At 35.3% G+C, this 16,621-nt stretch carries 17 protein-coding genes and 1 tRNA gene; 10 read left to right on the top strand and 8 right to left on the bottom strand.

The window, feature by feature from the left end; genetic code table 11:
* Nucleotides 1-8: 8 nt before the first annotated feature.
* Both dapF and OOK97_RS01400 read right to left on the bottom strand, forming a co-directional pair.
* The gene (gene dapF, locus OOK97_RS01405) at nt 9-797 is read right to left on the bottom strand and encodes a diaminopimelate epimerase (RefSeq protein WP_264705691.1); all 789 of its coding nucleotides are present in this window, start codon (nt 795-797) and stop codon (nt 9-11) included.
* Nucleotides 778-1,365 (bottom strand): nitroreductase family protein, encoded by a 588-nt coding sequence (locus tag OOK97_RS01400; RefSeq protein ID WP_006279823.1) that lies wholly within the window; start codon nt 1,363-1,365, stop codon nt 778-780. Before OOK97_RS01400 ends, dapF begins: the two co-directional genes overlap by 20 nt.
* 85 nt (nt 1,366-1,450) lie before the next feature.
* Between OOK97_RS01400 and OOK97_RS01395 the strand changes: the two genes are divergently transcribed.
* From OOK97_RS01395 to OOK97_RS01375, 5 genes are all read left to right on the top strand, one after another.
* The gene (locus OOK97_RS01395) at nt 1,451-1,978 is read left to right on the top strand and encodes a biotin transporter BioY (protein ID WP_264705453.1); all 528 of its coding nucleotides are present in this window, start codon (nt 1,451-1,453) and stop codon (nt 1,976-1,978) included.
* Nucleotides 1,975-2,364 carry a DUF1284 domain-containing protein gene (locus tag OOK97_RS01390; protein ID WP_006279825.1) on the top strand — a complete coding sequence of 130 codons (390 nt, stop codon included), beginning with the start codon at nt 1,975-1,977 and terminating at the stop codon, nt 2,362-2,364. The genes OOK97_RS01395 and OOK97_RS01390 overlap by 4 nt, the downstream gene beginning before the upstream one ends.
* Nucleotides 2,365-2,532: 168 nt before the next feature.
* Complete coding sequence (locus OOK97_RS01385) at nt 2,533-3,408, top strand: tetratricopeptide repeat protein (protein WP_264705452.1); 876 nt, start codon at nt 2,533-2,535, stop codon at nt 3,406-3,408.
* A 287-nt stretch (nt 3,409-3,695) separates the two neighbouring features.
* Entirely contained in the window at nt 3,696-4,652 is a 957-nt protein-coding gene (locus tag OOK97_RS01380) for an IS5 family transposase (RefSeq protein ID WP_253303449.1), read from the top strand.
* 33 nt (nt 4,653-4,685) lie between these two features.
* Nucleotides 4,686-4,829, top strand: a complete 144-nt coding sequence (locus tag OOK97_RS01375; RefSeq protein WP_264705451.1) for a hypothetical protein — start codon at nt 4,686-4,688, stop codon at nt 4,827-4,829.
* Nucleotides 4,830-4,874: 45 nt separating this feature from the next.
* On the opposite strand, the gene OOK97_RS01370 is transcribed toward OOK97_RS01375, so the two are convergent.
* Nucleotides 4,875-5,198: a GIY-YIG nuclease family protein gene (locus tag OOK97_RS01370; RefSeq protein ID WP_264705449.1), complete on the bottom strand. Its 324-nt coding sequence runs from the start codon at nt 5,196-5,198 to the stop codon at nt 4,875-4,877.
* A 177-nt stretch (nt 5,199-5,375) separates the two neighbouring features.
* Between OOK97_RS01370 and OOK97_RS01365 the strand changes: the two genes are divergently transcribed.
* The 3 genes from OOK97_RS01365 (at nt 5,376) to petA (ending at nt 8,895) form a co-directional block, all read left to right on the top strand.
* A tRNA-Val gene (locus tag OOK97_RS01365) sits at nt 5,376-5,448 on the top strand.
* A 52-nt stretch (nt 5,449-5,500) separates the two neighbouring features.
* Nucleotides 5,501-8,209 carry a DNA gyrase subunit A gene (gyrA, locus tag OOK97_RS01360; protein ID WP_264705448.1) on the top strand — a complete coding sequence of 903 codons (2,709 nt, stop codon included), beginning with the start codon at nt 5,501-5,503 and terminating at the stop codon, nt 8,207-8,209.
* A gap of 86 nt (nt 8,210-8,295) precedes the next feature.
* Nucleotides 8,296-8,895, top strand: a complete 600-nt coding sequence (petA, locus tag OOK97_RS01355; RefSeq protein ID WP_264705447.1) for a ubiquinol-cytochrome c reductase iron-sulfur subunit — start codon at nt 8,296-8,298, stop codon at nt 8,893-8,895.
* A gap of 9 nt (nt 8,896-8,904) precedes the next feature.
* On the opposite strand, the gene priA is transcribed toward petA, so the two are convergent.
* Nucleotides 8,905-11,247 carry a replication restart helicase PriA gene (gene priA, locus OOK97_RS01350; protein WP_264705446.1) on the bottom strand — a complete coding sequence of 781 codons (2,343 nt, stop codon included), beginning with the start codon at nt 11,245-11,247 and terminating at the stop codon, nt 8,905-8,907.
* A 144-nt stretch (nt 11,248-11,391) separates the two neighbouring features.
* On the opposite strand from priA, the gene OOK97_RS01345 reads away from it, so the two are divergent.
* Nucleotides 11,392-13,176 carry a hypothetical protein gene (locus OOK97_RS01345; protein ID WP_264705445.1) on the top strand — a complete coding sequence of 595 codons (1,785 nt, stop codon included), beginning with the start codon at nt 11,392-11,394 and terminating at the stop codon, nt 13,174-13,176.
* Between the two features lie 72 nt (nt 13,177-13,248).
* On the opposite strand, the gene thyX is transcribed toward OOK97_RS01345, so the two are convergent.
* The 3 genes from thyX to OOK97_RS01330 form a co-directional block, all read right to left on the bottom strand.
* On the bottom strand, nt 13,249-14,103 hold the full coding sequence (gene thyX / locus OOK97_RS01340; protein ID WP_015589436.1) for an FAD-dependent thymidylate synthase: 855 nt from the start codon (nt 14,101-14,103) through the stop codon (nt 13,249-13,251).
* Between the two features lie 9 nt (nt 14,104-14,112).
* Nucleotides 14,113-15,390 (bottom strand): UDP-N-acetylglucosamine 1-carboxyvinyltransferase, encoded by a 1,278-nt coding sequence (gene murA / locus OOK97_RS01335; RefSeq protein WP_264705444.1) that lies wholly within the window; start codon nt 15,388-15,390, stop codon nt 14,113-14,115.
* Between the two features lie 155 nt (nt 15,391-15,545).
* Nucleotides 15,546-16,319, bottom strand: a complete 774-nt coding sequence (locus OOK97_RS01330) for a CPBP family intramembrane glutamic endopeptidase (RefSeq protein ID WP_416635899.1) — start codon at nt 16,317-16,319, stop codon at nt 15,546-15,548.
* On the opposite strand from OOK97_RS01330, the gene OOK97_RS01325 reads away from it, so the two are divergent.
* Nucleotides 16,228-16,452 (top strand): hypothetical protein, encoded by a 225-nt coding sequence (locus tag OOK97_RS01325; protein WP_010082031.1) that lies wholly within the window; start codon nt 16,228-16,230, stop codon nt 16,450-16,452. The two genes, OOK97_RS01330 and OOK97_RS01325, sit on opposite strands and share 92 nt — an antisense overlap.
* A 40-nt stretch (nt 16,453-16,492) precedes the next feature.
* On the opposite strand, the gene OOK97_RS01320 is transcribed toward OOK97_RS01325, so the two are convergent.
* The gene (locus OOK97_RS01320) at nt 16,493-16,618 is read right to left on the bottom strand and encodes a hypothetical protein (protein WP_255322260.1); all 126 of its coding nucleotides are present in this window, start codon (nt 16,616-16,618) and stop codon (nt 16,493-16,495) included.
* Nucleotides 16,619-16,621 lie beyond the last annotated feature (3 nt).

Below are 16,621 nucleotides of genomic sequence, written 5' to 3'. Positions count from 1 at the left end.
AATTAGGGTCACAAAAATCCTATATCACCGGTCATGAATACGTTATTTGCCCATTCGATTAATAACTTGCCTCCTGGTAAATTTACTGAAGTCTGTTGGGCAACCAGATATCCACGTAGTGTGGATGCAACAAGTGCTGCACAGGCTGCACTACCGCATGATGCAGTAATGCCTGTACCTCTTTCCCAAACTCTTAAAGCTATTTCTCCAGACTTTTTAACTTGTGCAATACTAACATTAATTTTCCGAGGAAATAATGCGTGATTTTCTAGCTTTGGTCCTAAATTTCGCAATGGTATTTCACTTATGTTATCAACAAAAAAAACTATGTGAGGATTGCCAATATTTACTGCAACAGGATCTTTTAGCATTTCAAGCTCTATAGGTAAGTGAAGAGTGTCACACTCAGTAGACAAGGGAATTTCATGCCATTTTAGCAAAGGTTTACCCATGTTAACCTTTATGGATTTATCACCCACTTTAAAACACTCTAAAATGCGTTTGCTTGTTAGCTCAATAATGGAGTATTCAGCACCTTTTTCTGACATTATCAAATATCCAACACAGCGTGCTGCGTTTCCGCACATTTCAGCTCGACTGCCATCAGCATTATAGATATGCATAAAACAGTCTGCAGCATTAGACATTGTTATAATTATCACTTGATCACAACTGCTTTGATCAGCAATTTGTCTATGGTTCCAGTCTAAATTGTTTGTTGAACGTGAGTCTATGATAACGAAATTGTTACCAGTGCCGTGCATTTTGATAAAATTTTCAGAATTTTGGCCACTCATCATAAAAAAATATTTCTTCTATTGGTCTTCTTTTCTTCTTACTTGTTTCAGCACCCTCTTCTTCGTAACCAACCGCTATCACTGACATTACGTTAAAGTCATTGGGTATATTGAACTCTTTCACTATTTTATCTCTATCAAATCCACCCATTTGATGGGCCATTAAGTTCATAACTGCAGCTTGTAACATAAGTCCATAATTTGCTGCACCAGTATCATGATTAGCCCAAAGATTTTCTCCTTTACCTTGTTTACGGAAGTTTTTAGCACTTAAAGATATGATTAACACTTGTGCATCTTTTGCCCATTTTTGATTAGATTCATCAAGGCAATTTAGCAGCTTTTCCCATGCGCTTTGATTGTTCTGTTTGTTGCATATTACGTATCTCCAGGGTTCATCACCAAAACATGAGGGAGTCAGCCTTACAGCTTCCATTAAAATATCCATGTCTTCCTGAGATATTGCTCTTGTAGGATCGTATGAACGTCCGCTGTGTCTTGCTTTCATCAACGATAATAGATCTTGTTTACTCATCATTTTTAATTTAATAGTGCATAAATAATTCATTGTAGCACAATATAAGCAAAATTTAAATTGCAAAACCTCTCATACACATATATTACATTTAATAAGTTATTTTTATTGGGAAGGTATGTTTATAACACAATCTAGCAGCAGATCAACACTGGCTGAAATATTGTCTTGCGTTTTACTTTTATTCTTGATGGCTCAAATAAGTATACCATTGCAGCCTGTGCCTATCACATTGCAAACTTTAGGAGTAATCCTTATTGGGCTTAAATTTAACCGCAGAACAGCATTCTATTCTGTGCTTACATATCTATCACTTGGTGCAGCAGGATTGCCTGTTCTTGCGAATTTTTCTGGTGGTTATCACGCTCTTCTTGGACCAACCGGTGGATATTTAATTGGCTGTTTAGCTGCTGTTATGGTAATGAGCAAAGTAAATGAATTACTGAACTCTAAATATAAATCATTTGTGTGTAATTCTTTAAGTTGTCTGGCTGGTACAGTTGTAATCTTTATTTGTGGTGTTAGTTGGCTTGCTGTTTACTTGGGTCTGGGACAAGCAATAATGGTGGGTGTTTTACCATTTATCCTTCCTGGTTTGGTAAAAATTTTTCTACTTGTAGCAGCTTTGCAATATTTGAAAAAATGATAAAATTCCGCCCTCATCATTTCATGTGCACCCTCGCGTTTCGGGGATATGGGTATTCTCAGGGTTTTGTAGAAAATTATAAAAGGATAGCAAGCAAAGTAATTAGTACTCAAATCGAAGTAGTTGGTAACCTTGATAATATCTGTAGTGCTTGTCCAAATCAGACTAAACAAGGTAAATGCACCACACAAGCTAAAGTTTTAGAGCTAGATAGAAGGCATATGGAAATTTTAGGAATTAAAATTGGCGAGACTTTAACTTGGAATGAGGCAGTAAAAAAGATTAGGGAGAAAATGTCTTTAAAGAAATTCGAGTACGCATGTGAGGGGTGCAACTGGCAGCCATATGGAATATGTAAAAATGCCCTTTTAAATCTACAAAGGTAGTTGACAAAATGTTAAGATAAATTGAAGCATTTTTGTGGAAATAAAGCGAAATATGGAAGACAAAAGATAAATGCATTCTGAAAAGCTACACAGCATGTTCGTCCCGCTAATTAATAATATCTTTATTATTGTATGAGATAGGTAATTTAGCATTTATGAATTTGTAATGTGTTACGCATAGCTCAAAGAAATAAGGTTTACTGGTTACACGCTGCAGCCAATGCCACAACACTAGGACCTATGTTTATCTGCATGTTAATTTGCGTTGTGATTTTATGGAGGTCTTCTGTTACCTATGCTAGTGAAAATTTGGAGATACAAAAGGCCTTCGATAGTGTTGTCAAGCATATAAAAGCTGATAAAAAATATAAAGATCTTGATGTTATTGAGAGAAAAAGTGACAAATTTAATATCAAAATTTCGCAGAATTCTGGCAAGAGTTTTGACATATACTCTACTTTAAAAAAAGCAAAAGATTCCTTTGAATCAGGAGATAATAAAGCAGCTATTTCTCTCCTTAATCAGATTATCGCAAAGTTTCCTTATCATAAAAATGCTTTAATTGGATTGGGAAATATTTATTACGCTAATAAAGAATACAAAAAAGCTGTAGAGATTTACACAAGACTGTTAAAAGAACACCCTAGTAACCCTTACATATTAAAAAATTTTCTGACGATAATCTCACAATATGATCCTGATCTGGCGTTGAGTGAAATGTTAAAATTGTATGATATACATAAAAATTATGCTCCTTTATTAGCAAATTTAGGTCTGATCTATATGAAAAAGGAGGATTATGTAAAAGGTAAAGAGTATATGATAACTGCTATTTCCCTCGATGAAAACAATATTTTTTATACTTATAATTTAGCTGTTATTCTAGATAAACTTTCAGATTTTCAAAATGCTACAATATTCTACTTAAAGTTGTTAAACATGGCTACAACTTCGAAAGATGTGAGTGAAAAAATACCTTTATACAAAGTGACAGCAAGACTAAAATTTATAAAACTTCACAGCACGCACCCAAAGATTTCATAAAAGCTTATAGCTTACCTAAAGCTAATTTATCGTATCTGTTCAAGGGAGTGGCTAATGTGCAAATATTGAAGCAAAGTGTGTGACACACAGCTGTACGAACATTTGTTTGCAAAGGTAATTTGCACAACAAATGCATAACTGTACGAACATTGTGATTTTGGCCCATCAGGAGGGTGTCATCCCAGTGCTTGACACTGGGATGGCTTTGTTGCATAGCAACTGAAAAAATCTGGTGGCTACTGACAAAATTCATTATAAAATAGCCATTTAACCTTGAAAGAAAAAATATGCCACAAAAAATGAGGGTCAGTAACCATAGCGAATATAACAAATTTCTAGAAAAAAGAGGAAATATTTTTCATTATATCAACGAAGCCATAGAAAAGTGGTACGAGAATGGTCCAAAAATACCAGGTGGCAACAATATTTATAGCGATAAAGTTGTAATTTTGGTGCACATAATAACTTGTTTATTTAGAATAGGCCTGAGGCAAACAGTTGGGTTTATAGCAGGATACCTTGAGCAAATTGGGAAAAATTTGCAAGTTATCAGCTATTCACAATCATCAAGAAGGTTTAAGAAACTCAATATTAAGATCAATGATTGCAGAATTGATAAAAATAATATGGAAGATATCGAAATTACTATAGACAGTACAGGAATTAGTATATACAACAACACTCCTGGTCATAGCAAAGAAAATAGCGAAGATAGAAAGTATCGCAGCTATGAACAGACAAGAAAATTGCATGTAATGTTGAATACAAACAGCAAAAAAGCCATAGCTGTAAAATACAGTAACGGTGTCTACTCTGATCACTATGGAGCTTGTGATTTGCTAAAAGAAGTCGATTTTCAGTATGTCATAAAAGTACTATATGCAGATAGGGCATATGACAGAGAAAAGCTCTATAAGCTGTGTAATCAATATGGTATAAAAACGAAAATTCCTCCGAAAAACAACGCAGCAGAGCATCCAAAATTGGATTATATGCTTGATAGAAATGCCGCTATTCAGTTAATGAAATTACATGGTGAGAATGGTATAAAAAGATGGAAAGAAGAAGTAAATTACGGAAAAAGATCGTATATTGAAGGATTTTTCTCAAGGTTGAAGCGAATATTTGGGTTTAGTTTTAGGAGCAAATCTGAGATTAATCGTGAGAAGGAACTGCTACTCAAGTGTTATTTGCTTAACAAATTTACTGAAATAGGCATGGCTAAGTTTGAGATAGCTTCATGAATTTATTGTACGTTACCTACTATCCGAAGAGCGATGCAACAAAGCCCACTGGGATCCAGGAATTTTATTAAGTATAAAAATAGCTGTTTTATGTTAAAATACAACGTTTTAATGATTATGAAAAAGCTGGATTCCAGTGTCAAGCACTGGAATGACAAGAAGAGGGTACTTGGATAAGAGGCATTGCCCTTCTGGTAGGCCCAAATCACAATGTTCGTACAATTATGCAACAAATGGTGTCATTCCAGTCTGGAATCCAGATACGATTTCATCATATAAATCTTTCCATTCTTGATTTGTTTTTTCAATTAAGTTTATTTTCCGTTTTCTCTGCCAGCTTTTTAGAAGCTTTTCTTTACTAATTGCTAAATTTATGTCTTGAAACTCCTCAAAGTAGACTAATTTACTAACATTGTACTTTGACGTGAAACCGGAAATAGCTTTGCTTTTATGCTCCCAAATTCGTTTGATTAAATTTGATGTTATACCTATATACAGGGTTCCATTTCGTTCACTTGCAAGTATATAAACATAATAACTTTTCATATATAGTAACCTGGATCCCAGACTGGGATGACACCATTTATTGTAAGCTCACATTTACTCTATGATTATCTTTTTAGATCACCTTGTCTACCTATTTTGCCACTCTGCTGAACGGATACAATTTATTGCTATTTTTGTTTACAATAATAATATTGAGCTATAGAATTACATCTAAAGGGGCAATTAGCTCAGCTGGTAGAGCATCTCGTTTACACCGAGGAGGTCGGCAGTTCAAGTCTGTCATTGCCCATTTGCTTAACTGAATGTTAGTATTATTAATTACTTCAATTAAAGTATAGAAAATGCAGGATAATATAGTACCAATCTCAATAGTAAAAGAGCTGGAAGATTCTTATCTTTCCTACGCAATGAGCGTTATCATAAGCCGGGCTATACCTGACGTGCGGGATGGATTTAAACCTGTTCACAGGCGCATATTATATGCAATGTCAAGAGCTGGATTCGATGCCGGTAAGCCATATAAAAAGGCAGCTCGTATAGTTGGGGATGTAATGGGGAAATATCACCCACATGGTGATGCAGCTATTTACGATTCCTTGGTTAGAATGGCCCAAGATTTCTCTCTTCTTTTACCACTTGTTGATGGGCAAGGTAACTTTGGTTCGATAGACGGAGATCCACCAGCTTCAATGCGATACACAGAAGCAAGACTTCAAAAAGTGTCGCACTTTTTACTGAATGATATTGATGAAGATACAGTTAATTTTAGGCCAAACTACGATGGAAATGAAACAGAACCAGTTGTGCTGCCTGCAGAGTTTCCGAATCTATTGGTAAACGGTGCAAGTGGTGTTGCAGTTGGTATGGCAACCAATATTCCTTCTCATAATCTTGGAGAAATAATAGATGCTTGTATATTATATGTAAATAATCCTGAAGTTACTTTGGATGAGTTACTTGAAGTGATGCCAGGGCCGGATTTTCCAACTGGGGGAACAATTCTTGGAAGGTCTGGAATAAGATCAGCATTTGCAACTGGTCGTGGATCAATTGTTGTGCAAGGCAAGACTCATATAGAAGATCTGCCACAAGATAGGCAAGCAATAGTGATTGATGAAATACCTTACCAGGTAAATAAAGTAAAATTAATTGAGAAGATAGGTGAGCTTGTAAAAGAAAAAAGAATTGATGGTATAACAGAAATTAGGGATGAGTCCGATAAGTCTGGTATTAGAGTAGTAATTGACCTCAGAAGAAATGCTGAAGCAAGTTTTATACTTAATCAAATATTGGGACTAACTCCACTAAGAAGTAGTTTTAGTGTTAACACTTTAGTCCTCAATAACAACAGACCTGCTTTGATGTCGTTAAAAGAAATCATAGCTGCTTTTATTGATTTTAGAAAAGAAGTACTAATTCGAAGAACAGAATTTCGTCTAAGAAAAACGAGAGAAAAAGCTCATATATATATAGGGCTCTACATTGCGGTCCTCAGCATAGATGAAGTGATAAAAATCATCCGCGGTGCAAAAGATCCTGCGGAAGCAAGTAGAGAACTTTTAAATAAAGAATGGAAAACTTCGAATGAAATCAACACTATTATCGAGTTGATTTCAGATAGCGCAAGCTTTTTGAAAGATGGAGTGTATAGATTAACTGAGCTACAAATTAAAGCTATCCTTGATATGAAACTGCAGCGTTTAACAGGCCTTGAAAAAGACAAATTAGAAGCTGAGCTAAGTTCAATGATCAACCTGATAAAAGAATATATCGCTTTTCTTGGCTCAGAAGAGAAGTTGATGAAGGAAATAAAAAACAATCTACAAGAAATAAAGAACAGATTTGCTGTGCCGCGAAAAACTTCAATAGAGGAATCAGATACGGACATTGAAGCTGAAGATCTAATTCCACAAGAGGATATGGTGATAACCGTAACTATGAATGGTTATATCAAGCGTGTGAAGCTTTCTCACTACAGAACTCAGCGTCGTGGTGGAAAAGGAAAGCTAGGACAGGGATTAAAAGAAGAAGACGTAATTACAGAATTATTTGTGACAAATACTCACACTAGTGTTTTGTTCTTCTCTAACATTGGTCGAGTTTATAGATTAAAAGTTTATAAATTACCTCTTGCAGAGCCAACTGCACGTGGAAGAGCACTTGTTAACATATTTCCGCTTAGCGATGGTGAAACTATAACTAATATCATGCCATTGCCAAGTGAAAATGACGAAAATCAAAACATAGTTTTTGCTACTGCCTATGGAAACATAAGGCGTAACTCTTTAGCGGACTTTCACTATATTCCAAGCAATGGAAAAATAGCAATAAAGCTCGATGAAGGAGACAAATTAATATCGGTTAAAGTATGCAATGAAATTGATCATGTTTTTCTTTCAACAAGATTCGGCAAAAGTATCAGATTTGTTGTAAGTGATGTGCGTCAATTTAAAAGTCGCAATTCAGATGGCGTAAGAGGTATCAAACTTGCAAAGAATGACAGCGTGATATCCATGACCATATTAAATGGGATAGGTGTAGCAACAGAAACAAAAGAACTTTACTTAAAAGTTCCACTTGCAAAAAGATTGGGGACTGCAATTAATAACTCCATTCATTCTAAATTGGAAAAGACTTTAAATGATTTAGGAATAGATAACGAATTATTCTTAAAACTTGCAGTGAATGAGGAGTTTATATTAACTATTACCGAAAATGGCTTTGGTAAAAGAACTTCTGCGTATGAGTATAGAATAACTAACAGGGGTGGTGTTGGTATCACCAATATTCTTACTACTAGCAGAAATGGTAATGTTGTTGCTAGTTTTCCAGTTGAGCAGGGCGATAATATCATGCTTATTACAGATAAAGGAAAGTTAATTCGTATTTCAGTAAATGATATCAGAATTGCAGGACGTAGCACTCAAGGAGTCACTCTGTTTAAAACAGAGAGTAGAGAAAAGGTGGTCTCAGTAGCAAAAGTCGAAGATCCTGATTCCACTGAAGATAGTATTTCTGAAGTTGAAAACTCTATCTCTTCTCAACTGTAGTACAGGTTAAACAAAAAGCGCAAGTTTTTGTTGATTAATACGCAGTATTTAATTTAAAATATATACTTATGGCTGAGTAAAGATCAATGAATAAAAATTTAACTAAAAATAAAAAACCACTGGCAAACAAAGAGGATAAAAAAACACCTCCTGTTAAAGATCTTACTAAAAATAAGGGTAGGAGAGATTTTATAACATTAACTACATGCGCTATGGCAGGTATAGGAGCTGCAAGTGGACTTTGGCCACTGGTTAAGTCTATGAATCCTTCTGCTGAAGTTCTAGCAACTTCCACAGTGGAGGTGAATTTGTCTGGAATTCAGGAAGGACACGGAGTAAAAGTAAAGTGGCAAGGTAAACCAGTATTCATTCGTAGACGCACAAAGCAAGAAATTGAGGCTGCAAGAGCTGTGAATGTGAAGAGCTTGAGGGATCCTCAATTAGATGAGCAGAGAGTATACGAAGGAAAAGACGAATGGTTAATTATGCTTGGAATATGTACACATCTTGGGTGTGTACCGGTTGACCACGCTACAAGAGATGGTAATGGTTGGTTTTGTCCTTGCCACGGTTCATATTATGATACATCAGGTCGAGTAATTGGGGGTCCTGCACCGAAAAATATGGCTGTACCTGATTATTTTTTTCCCAGTGAGAATGTTGTGGTAATTGGCAAGAAGGCTTAACGGAACTCGTTAAAAAAAACTCACAGGATCAACATCTATTATCACTGCAATACTCGAATTCAAGTTACAATTTTTAATCCAATATTTCAGCTTTTTTTGTATAGATAAACTGTGTTTATTGTGTATTTTTAATAATACCCTATACCGATACTTATTATTTAAAAAATTTATCGCTGCTGGTGATGGGCCAAGAATTTCAAATTCCTTTTTGTCTACACCTACATTTTTTTCCTGGATACAAGTAGTTAAGCTACTTGGATGACAAAGAAGAGATTTTACTATTTCATTCGCTGCTTTTTGTGTTGCAATCTGATTCTTACCACAAATGATAAGCGCTATTAATCTGCTAAATGGTGGCATTTTGGCTTCACGTCTTGACTTAAGTTCAATTTCATAAAATGAGTCCCTTTTTTGATGCAGCAATGCTTTTATTATTGAACTTTCAGGGTTATTGGTTTGCACTATTACCATTCCTTTTTCATTAAACCTTCCTGATCTGCCTGCAACTTGGTGCAATAATTGATACGTCTTTTCCGCTGCTCTCAAATCAGAATTTTCGAGGCTCAAATCTGCATTTATTACTCCAACCAAAGTTAATTTAGGAAAATTGTGCCCCTTAGCAATTATCTGTGTGCCGATTATAATGTTCACCTCTTCCTTTAACACTAAATCAATGATGTTACTAACCGACTTCTGATCGCTGCTTATCATCGCAGTTTTTGCGTTTGGTATTAATTTCACCATTTCTTCAAGCAACCTTTCAATTCCTATGCCGTAGAGGGACAATGGCTGTTCACTTTGGCAATTAGAGCATTTCTCTGGAAGTTTTAATTGATAAGAGCAATGATGGCACAAAAGAGCATTTTTTTTCTTGTGATATGTAAGCCAAACAGCACAATTTAAGCAGGAAATTTTATATCCACACTTTTTACAAATTGCCAGTTGTGCATACCCTCTGCGGTTTAGAAAAAGCATAACCTGCTGTTTTTTCTCTATGGTTTGTTTGATGCTTTCAAAAAGCTCAGAGGAGATCCATTGCTTGTTGTTCCTCATATCTACTACTTTAATGAGTGGCAATTCTGCACCACCAAATCGTTTAGTTAGCTTTACATGATTGTAATTCCCGTTTTTAACATGATGAATCGTTTCAAGCAGTGGAGTAGCTGATGATAAAATAATCGGAATATTTTCAAATTTGGCTAAGATTATCGCCATATCTCGAGCATTATATATAATTCCCTGTTCTTGTTTAAAAGATGAGTCGTGCTCTTCATCAACGATAATCAATTTTAGGTTTTTATAAGGCAAAAAAAGCGCTGACCGTGCACCAATAATTATCTGCGCATTTCCATTTGCTATATTGAGCCAATTATTCCGGCGAGTTTTTGGAGTGAGCCCTGAGTGCCATTCAACTAAGTTTTTTGATATCTGACCGCGAACACGATTTACCAATTGTGAAGTTAAAACAATTTCAGGTAGGAGGATTAAAATTTGTGCATTACCCTCTCCTGGTGTCATTTCAACATATTCTGGTGTCATACTAGTACGTGGCAAAGACGGTATGCTAAATGTTACAGTGGGTTTTGCCTTGAGTACAAAGGTGTCATTCCAGTGCTTGACACTGGAATCCAGGAATTTTGATTGTAAATTAGGTATTGGTCTTAAGTTAAAATAAACATTTGTAATGAGGTTATATGAAAAACTGGATCCCAGTGTCAGGCTACTCGGATAACACCCTCTTGGTAGACCCAAATCACAATGTTCGTACAGTTGTGTCTCTGGGCACTGGGATGGTAAAGTCTGAGCAGCATTTGGAACGGCAGTGTAATTCTTAATCAATTGTGCAATCACAGAGAGATAAACTTCGGTTTTTCCAGACCCGGTCTCACCGTCAAGCAAAGTCACTGAATATTCGTTCAAATTGCTGATTATTTTATCACTAGCTACCTGCTGTTCAGGACTCAATTTGCAGCTTATTTCACTTGTTTCCTGCTTTTGTTCAACACAAACCAATTTATCTATGTGATTTACTTTTAACACTCCTCCCATTATCACTTTGGCAAGCATACCAATAGGTATTAAATTGTATTGTGCAACCCACTCTGCAAATGCAATCAATTTTGGTCTAATATTTGGTAAATCGATTTTTTGCTCAATAAATTTTAATTCTCGGTTACTTTTATCACTGTATTTCCAAACTATTCCGATTAAGCGTTTTTTGCCAAATGGCACCACTACGTAATCTCCAAGTAAAATCTCAGTATTTTCCTCAATTGCATATGAAAATAACTGATCAATTGGAAGTGGTAGTAATACGTCAACTGTTTTTGCCATAGTGATTGAGTTTAACATTGTTTTAAAGAGCTTGTAACTTTATTAAGCTTGGCAATATAGATGAATCGGTACAGAGAAAATCTTAACGTTTAACACATTTTTCATAGTACAGACCGTATGATTGATAAATAAAATGATTTATAGAATTTGTGGAGGCTACCAATGGTCAACGACAAGATTACTTTGAACTTTGAAATAGAAAAAGGCGAACCTATAGATCGATACTACTTTTCTGCACATATAAAGCTTACAGATGAAAGCAAAAATCTTTTGCGGGAGAAGCTTGGCAGTACAATTCAATTCGATAATCTAGATGATCACTTCAATCTTAACCATGAGAATTTTTATATCTACTACAACAAATATAGTGAGCACAATGGTAGAAGTGAGCTACACGTTAGGGATGATAACGGTAAATATTTAACCTCCAATCTTCCACTTAATTACTATGGATTCTCAATGGAACTATCACCTGACGGAGCGTCAATTGCAGATTATGGTTTTTATCCTCTGTATGCAATCTATAACCCAAATCACTATGATAAAGCAAAGGAAAAAGTATTTGATGATCACGGTGAATTGTCACCAATTGCATCAAATGTGTTAGATAATTTTTTAAGCAACACAAATAGCTTAACCACACAAGATATATTACAAAATGTATTCTCACAACTGCAGAAGAAAGCTGATGAAGAAGCAGAAAGATTGGCAAGAGAAAGAGAAGCAGAAAGACAAAGGGAGGAAGAGTTAAATGAAAAGAACGAGGAGTTAAAAGAACTTGTAGAAAAGGATGAGATTAAAATATTCAAAGTGGTAAAAGGTAATGATTTAGGTAATGGGCATTCAGCAGTAGTTTTACAACTTGATGGGGAAGAAGGTGACAAGATACCTCTCGACTCTAGTAAATACTACATAGCAGAGTATAGACACCACCCAGAATGGGAAGGCGATGAATATTTAAATTTTGTTAGCCCTGATAGTGATATGCTGGTTAATTATGAAAACTTATTTTTTGTGCTCAATCAAAGCTCCTACTCAGACTTTGAAAGTGGGTTTTATTCAGAAAACAGAACCGATACCCATAATTATGCTAAATATTCAAAGGAACCATATTTGAGTGGTGACCAGCTATCTGAAAAATTAGAGAATGAATTGGAGGAAGATAGCAATCAGATAGGTACTGAATTTACAATTGATGATGAGCAAGTAGACGAAGAAGTTGTGGTAGAGAGTGAAGCCAAGTCTGGGGAGAAAGGAACGGTTGGTGAGGATAACGCAAAAAATACTATACAGGAAGAAGAATCTAACTATATAGATCAAATGCAAGCGGATGATAGCAGCAGTTATAAACCAGCTTTGCAAAGCAATCGTGATGATTATGCTGATACGAAAAAAGCTCTGCAGGAAAAATTGCATGGAGATGAAATACACAAGCAAAGTAATGAGAAAGCTCAAAAAGATATAGAAGTAAAAAAAGTAACTGTGGAAACTGACAGTAGCAGTAATAAGACTGAAAAACAAACAAAACCAACAGAAGATGAACAAGAAACTGTTATGGCAAGTGTGATAGAAAATATGGATAAAAATTCTGATATTGAAGCAGAAACTTCTAACAGTGTTGCAAATTCACAACATCCCTTAAAAATAAAGACAGGAAGTCCTCTTGAAGTGGGAAAGTATAAGGTGGAGCTGCAAGTGACATATGATGATGTAAAGAATTTTTATGATACCGTACGTGGTAAATATCATGCTGGCGATGGATATAACTACGAACAAGTAATGGTTTTATATAATGAAATTGTTAGGCCCGCTCACAATCATCATTACGAGCTGTTTACTCTTGATGAAGCACATGTTGCTAATGATCACCTGTTTATCAAGGGTCAGGATTTTGGAACTCTAAATGATTTTAATGAGATGTTCTATAAAAGTGATGAGTTAATGTGATGTAAAAAGCAAGATTCAATCTGGTGAACGAGAGTTAACTGACAGAGGAGATTGACACGTATGCCTTTATCTTTAAGATTGTTTATCAAGTATAGACATCAGCTCGCCCCATTCTCTTTTACCAATATTACTTTCTTCTCTAGTAACGTTTTCCCCTTTAATTAATTTGCGAATTATTTCTAGACCAGTTCTTGAAATACAGGCTGATTCTAGGCAATATTCAACAAAGGCATTGTAGGCCAGTGGAACCCATTTTTTTATTATATCCAGCATAACTTCTGCATAAACTCTGATTTCATATTGGGCATGCTTATCAGCTCTAAGCTTCAAAAAATGAAGGAGATTATGCAGATCTATTTTCCAATAAAATTGCGTGTAGTAATTAAGCATTAGGTTAGTTCTGGCAATTTCTCTTGCAAGCCCCTGCTCAATAAATTTTTCATAATGAGAATATACTAAATTAGAGTCATTTGTTAGAGAATCTATTATTTCCTTTGAGGTATCTGGATCAAAAGCTTCCCCGCTACCTTGTTTATTATTGTCAGATTGTTTTGCAACTTGTTCTGGTTTAGGTGTATAAAATTCATTATCAAGTATTGAATACCTTGCTGAATATTCATTCACATTTGCAGTTCTATGCCTTATCCATTGCCTTGCAACAAAAATTGGAAGTTTCACGTGAAACTTAATTTCACACATTTCAAATGGAGTTGTATGATGATGTCTCATTAAATACTTTATAAGTGCTTCATCCTGACTTATCTGTTTTGTTCCCTTGCCATAAGAAACACGAGCAGCTTGAACTATAGCGCTATCAGAGCCCATATAATCCACTACTCGAATAAATCCATGGTCTAATACCTTATGTTCTTCATATAAGATTGCATCTATTTCTTTTACTATAGTTCGTTTGGTTGCTTCATTCATAAAATATCCTCAAGACGAAATGGAGATATCAGCTCCACATGAATTGAGTTTTTCATGCATTGCTTCATATCCTCTCCATAAATGATGTGAATTGTTTATTATAGTTTCTCCATCGGCTACCAAAGAAGCAAGCACCAAAGCTGCTGTTGATCTTAAGTCAGTAGCATATAGATTAGCTCCAGATAAGCTTTTTATTCCACTTATAGTAGCTTTGCTTTTCTCGATGCTGATATTAGCACCTAACTTTCTCAATTCATCTGCATGTGTAAATCTGTTTTCAAAAATGTTCTCTTCAATTACTGATATCCCATCAGCGATGCACATTGCAGACATCAGTTGTGGTTGCATATCACTGGGAAAATTGGGGTATGGATCTGTCGCAACGTTAGCAGACTTAATAGAGCCATTTTTTCTGGAAATAACAATGCCTCCATCATACAGTTCAACCATAGCTCCTATAGTCTCCAACTCATTTGTAATACACCTTATATCAGATAGATTTATTCCTTCCAACTCCAATTTACCACCGGTTATTATAGCAGCTAGTGCATAGGTGCCTGCTTCTATGCGATCTGGTATTATTTTATGAACACATCCATTTAGTGCTTCAACTCCTGTTATTATGACCTTTGTATTATCAATTTCAATATCAGCACCCATTTTCTTCAGAAAATCTATTAAATCAAGAACTTCCGGCTCAGTTGCAGCATTGTTTATTGTTGTCACTCCTTCTGCAAATGTTGCTGCCATTATTACATTTTCTGTTGCGCCAACACTTATTTTCTCAAATGTGATTTCTTTTCCTTGTAGCTTTCCTTTCACTGTTGCAATTATATTATAGCCGTCAATTTCAATTTTAGCTCCCATTTCTTCTAATGCTTTAATATGCATATCAACGGGACGCTTTCCAATGTTGCATCCACCAGGAAATGCTGTTCTCGCTTTGCCAAATCTGCTAAGCATTGGACCCAATATTAGAAAAGAAGTTCTTAGCTTACTTGCGGTTTTATATGGCATCACGTGATTGTTGATATTGCTGCAGTCAATTTTCAAAGTATGGTTCGCTTTATAATTTTTATTGTGCATAAAGTTCACTTCTGCTCCAAGACTTTCAAGCAACTTAGACATTAGATGCACATCAATTAAATCAGGTACATCATGCAAAATTACCGGGGAGCTACTTAATAGACTTGCTGCCATTATTGGTAAAACAGCATTTTTTGAGCCATTAATCTTGATTTTTCCGACCAAAGGTTTGTAGTTATTTCTTATTAATATCTTGTGCATTTAATTAGATATAAAGTATAATTCATTAGTTTATTGAAGTCTTACTAAGTATAATAGATTGACCGTAAAAGGCAAAATTTGCTTTTTCTTCCTCATCATCCCAGTGTCATGCTACCTGCATGACACCTGATGCGAATTGCCCCCGAAATTTTATACTATGAATTACTCAAATGACGCTCTCGAGCTTTATCAAACCAAATAACACCAATTGCAACAATGAAATAACCAGCTGCTCCTAATGTAAGGCGAATTACTGCATCGAAAGTTGACAGAGGAGGAGACGGCATTAGAATGCTCAAAACACTATACACAAGATTATTTGTTGCATGAGCAATAGTTACTGGCCAAATCGAGTTGTCTTTTTCAAACAACCAGGTAAACATTATAGACATTGCACAAATATAAAGGGTATAAGCACAAATAGTCGGGAATGTAAAGCCATCCTTCCACAAAGCTGAGCCAGCAACCACATAAGTTGGTATGTGCCATACTGACCAAATAATACCGACAATAATTGCTCTGATATAAAAATTTGATATTTTGCTTTTAAGATTTTTCAAAAGATAGCCACGCCAACCGATCTCTTCACCAAGAGACATAATGATCCACATCACAAAGGTTGATAATAAAACAAATAACATCACTAATGGACTCAAAACTGCACTCAAATCCTTTACACGGTCTAACGTAAAAGACTCTCGGAAAAATGAAAAACCGCAGTAAATTGACAAAAGACCATTGGAAATTAGCATACTTACCAGAATAAGTATAAACCCTAATAGACAGTTTTTTGGCGAACTAAGTTTAAAAAGATCCCTTACCTTCTGTTTATTATAAATGGTTAGCAAAATTGCAACTGAAGCCGGAACAAATGTTGTTAATAATGTTATGTCTTTGAAAGGTAAGCACCAAGCTATAATGCACGTCAAAAAATATGTAATTACAACAAATAATGTACAATTAATAGTGGTTAAATTCATGCATACGCCTATCAATTCCTTTTCTGCATTATTGATCTTTATTCATAAATTGTCAATAAAATACTTCTTCAGGGATGAATAGAATATTTTTTCTTTTTGAATTGCTAATGATAGTTTAATTTTTATATGTATTCCCTTTCACAACCGTTTGTCATCCCAGTATCACGTGCTGGGATGACAGTAGGAGAGCTGCTTGCATGACAAGAGGAGGGTACTGGAATGACAAGAGGAAGACACTGGGGTGACATCAA

This window comes from Wolbachia endosymbiont (group A) of Gymnosoma rotundatum (assembly GCF_947250765.1).
Lineage (GTDB): Bacteria > Pseudomonadota > Alphaproteobacteria > Rickettsiales > Anaplasmataceae > Wolbachia > Wolbachia pipientis.
Note: the sequence above shows the minus strand (reverse complement) of the source record. Positions and strands in the feature narration are given on the sequence as shown.

Excerpts from the sequence above, each read along its gene's own strand:
- dapF (WP_264705691.1), bottom strand. The coding sequence starts at position 797 with ATGAGTGGCCAAAATTCTGAAAATTTTATCAAAATGCACGGCACTGGT.
- OOK97_RS01400 (WP_006279823.1), bottom strand. The coding sequence starts at position 1,365 with ATGAATTATTTATGCACTATTAAATTAAAAATGATGAGTAAACAAGAT.
- OOK97_RS01395 (WP_264705453.1), top strand. The coding sequence starts at position 1,451 with ATGTTTATAACACAATCTAGCAGCAGATCAACACTGGCTGAAATATTG.
- OOK97_RS01390 (WP_006279825.1), top strand. The coding sequence starts at position 1,975 with ATGATAAAATTCCGCCCTCATCATTTCATGTGCACCCTCGCGTTTCGG.
- OOK97_RS01380 (WP_253303449.1), top strand. The coding sequence starts at position 3,696 with ATGCCACAAAAAATGAGGGTCAGTAACCATAGCGAATATAACAAATTT.
- OOK97_RS01375 (WP_264705451.1), top strand. The coding sequence starts at position 4,686 with ATGCAACAAAGCCCACTGGGATCCAGGAATTTTATTAAGTATAAAAAT.
- OOK97_RS01370 (WP_264705449.1), bottom strand. The coding sequence starts at position 5,198 with ATGAAAAGTTATTATGTTTATATACTTGCAAGTGAACGAAATGGAACC.
- gyrA (WP_264705448.1), top strand. The coding sequence starts at position 5,501 with ATGCAGGATAATATAGTACCAATCTCAATAGTAAAAGAGCTGGAAGAT.
- petA (WP_264705447.1), top strand. The coding sequence starts at position 8,296 with ATGAATAAAAATTTAACTAAAAATAAAAAACCACTGGCAAACAAAGAG.
- priA (WP_264705446.1), bottom strand. The coding sequence starts at position 11,247 with ATGTTAAACTCAATCACTATGGCAAAAACAGTTGACGTATTACTACCA.
- OOK97_RS01345 (WP_264705445.1), top strand. The coding sequence starts at position 11,392 with ATGGTCAACGACAAGATTACTTTGAACTTTGAAATAGAAAAAGGCGAA.
- thyX (WP_015589436.1), bottom strand. The coding sequence starts at position 14,103 with ATGAATGAAGCAACCAAACGAACTATAGTAAAAGAAATAGATGCAATC.
- murA (WP_264705444.1), bottom strand. The coding sequence starts at position 15,390 with ATGCACAAGATATTAATAAGAAATAACTACAAACCTTTGGTCGGAAAA.
- OOK97_RS01325 (WP_010082031.1), top strand. The coding sequence starts at position 16,228 with ATGGTTAGCAAAATTGCAACTGAAGCCGGAACAAATGTTGTTAATAAT.
- OOK97_RS01320 (WP_255322260.1), bottom strand. The coding sequence starts at position 16,618 with ATGTCACCCCAGTGTCTTCCTCTTGTCATTCCAGTACCCTCCTCTTGT.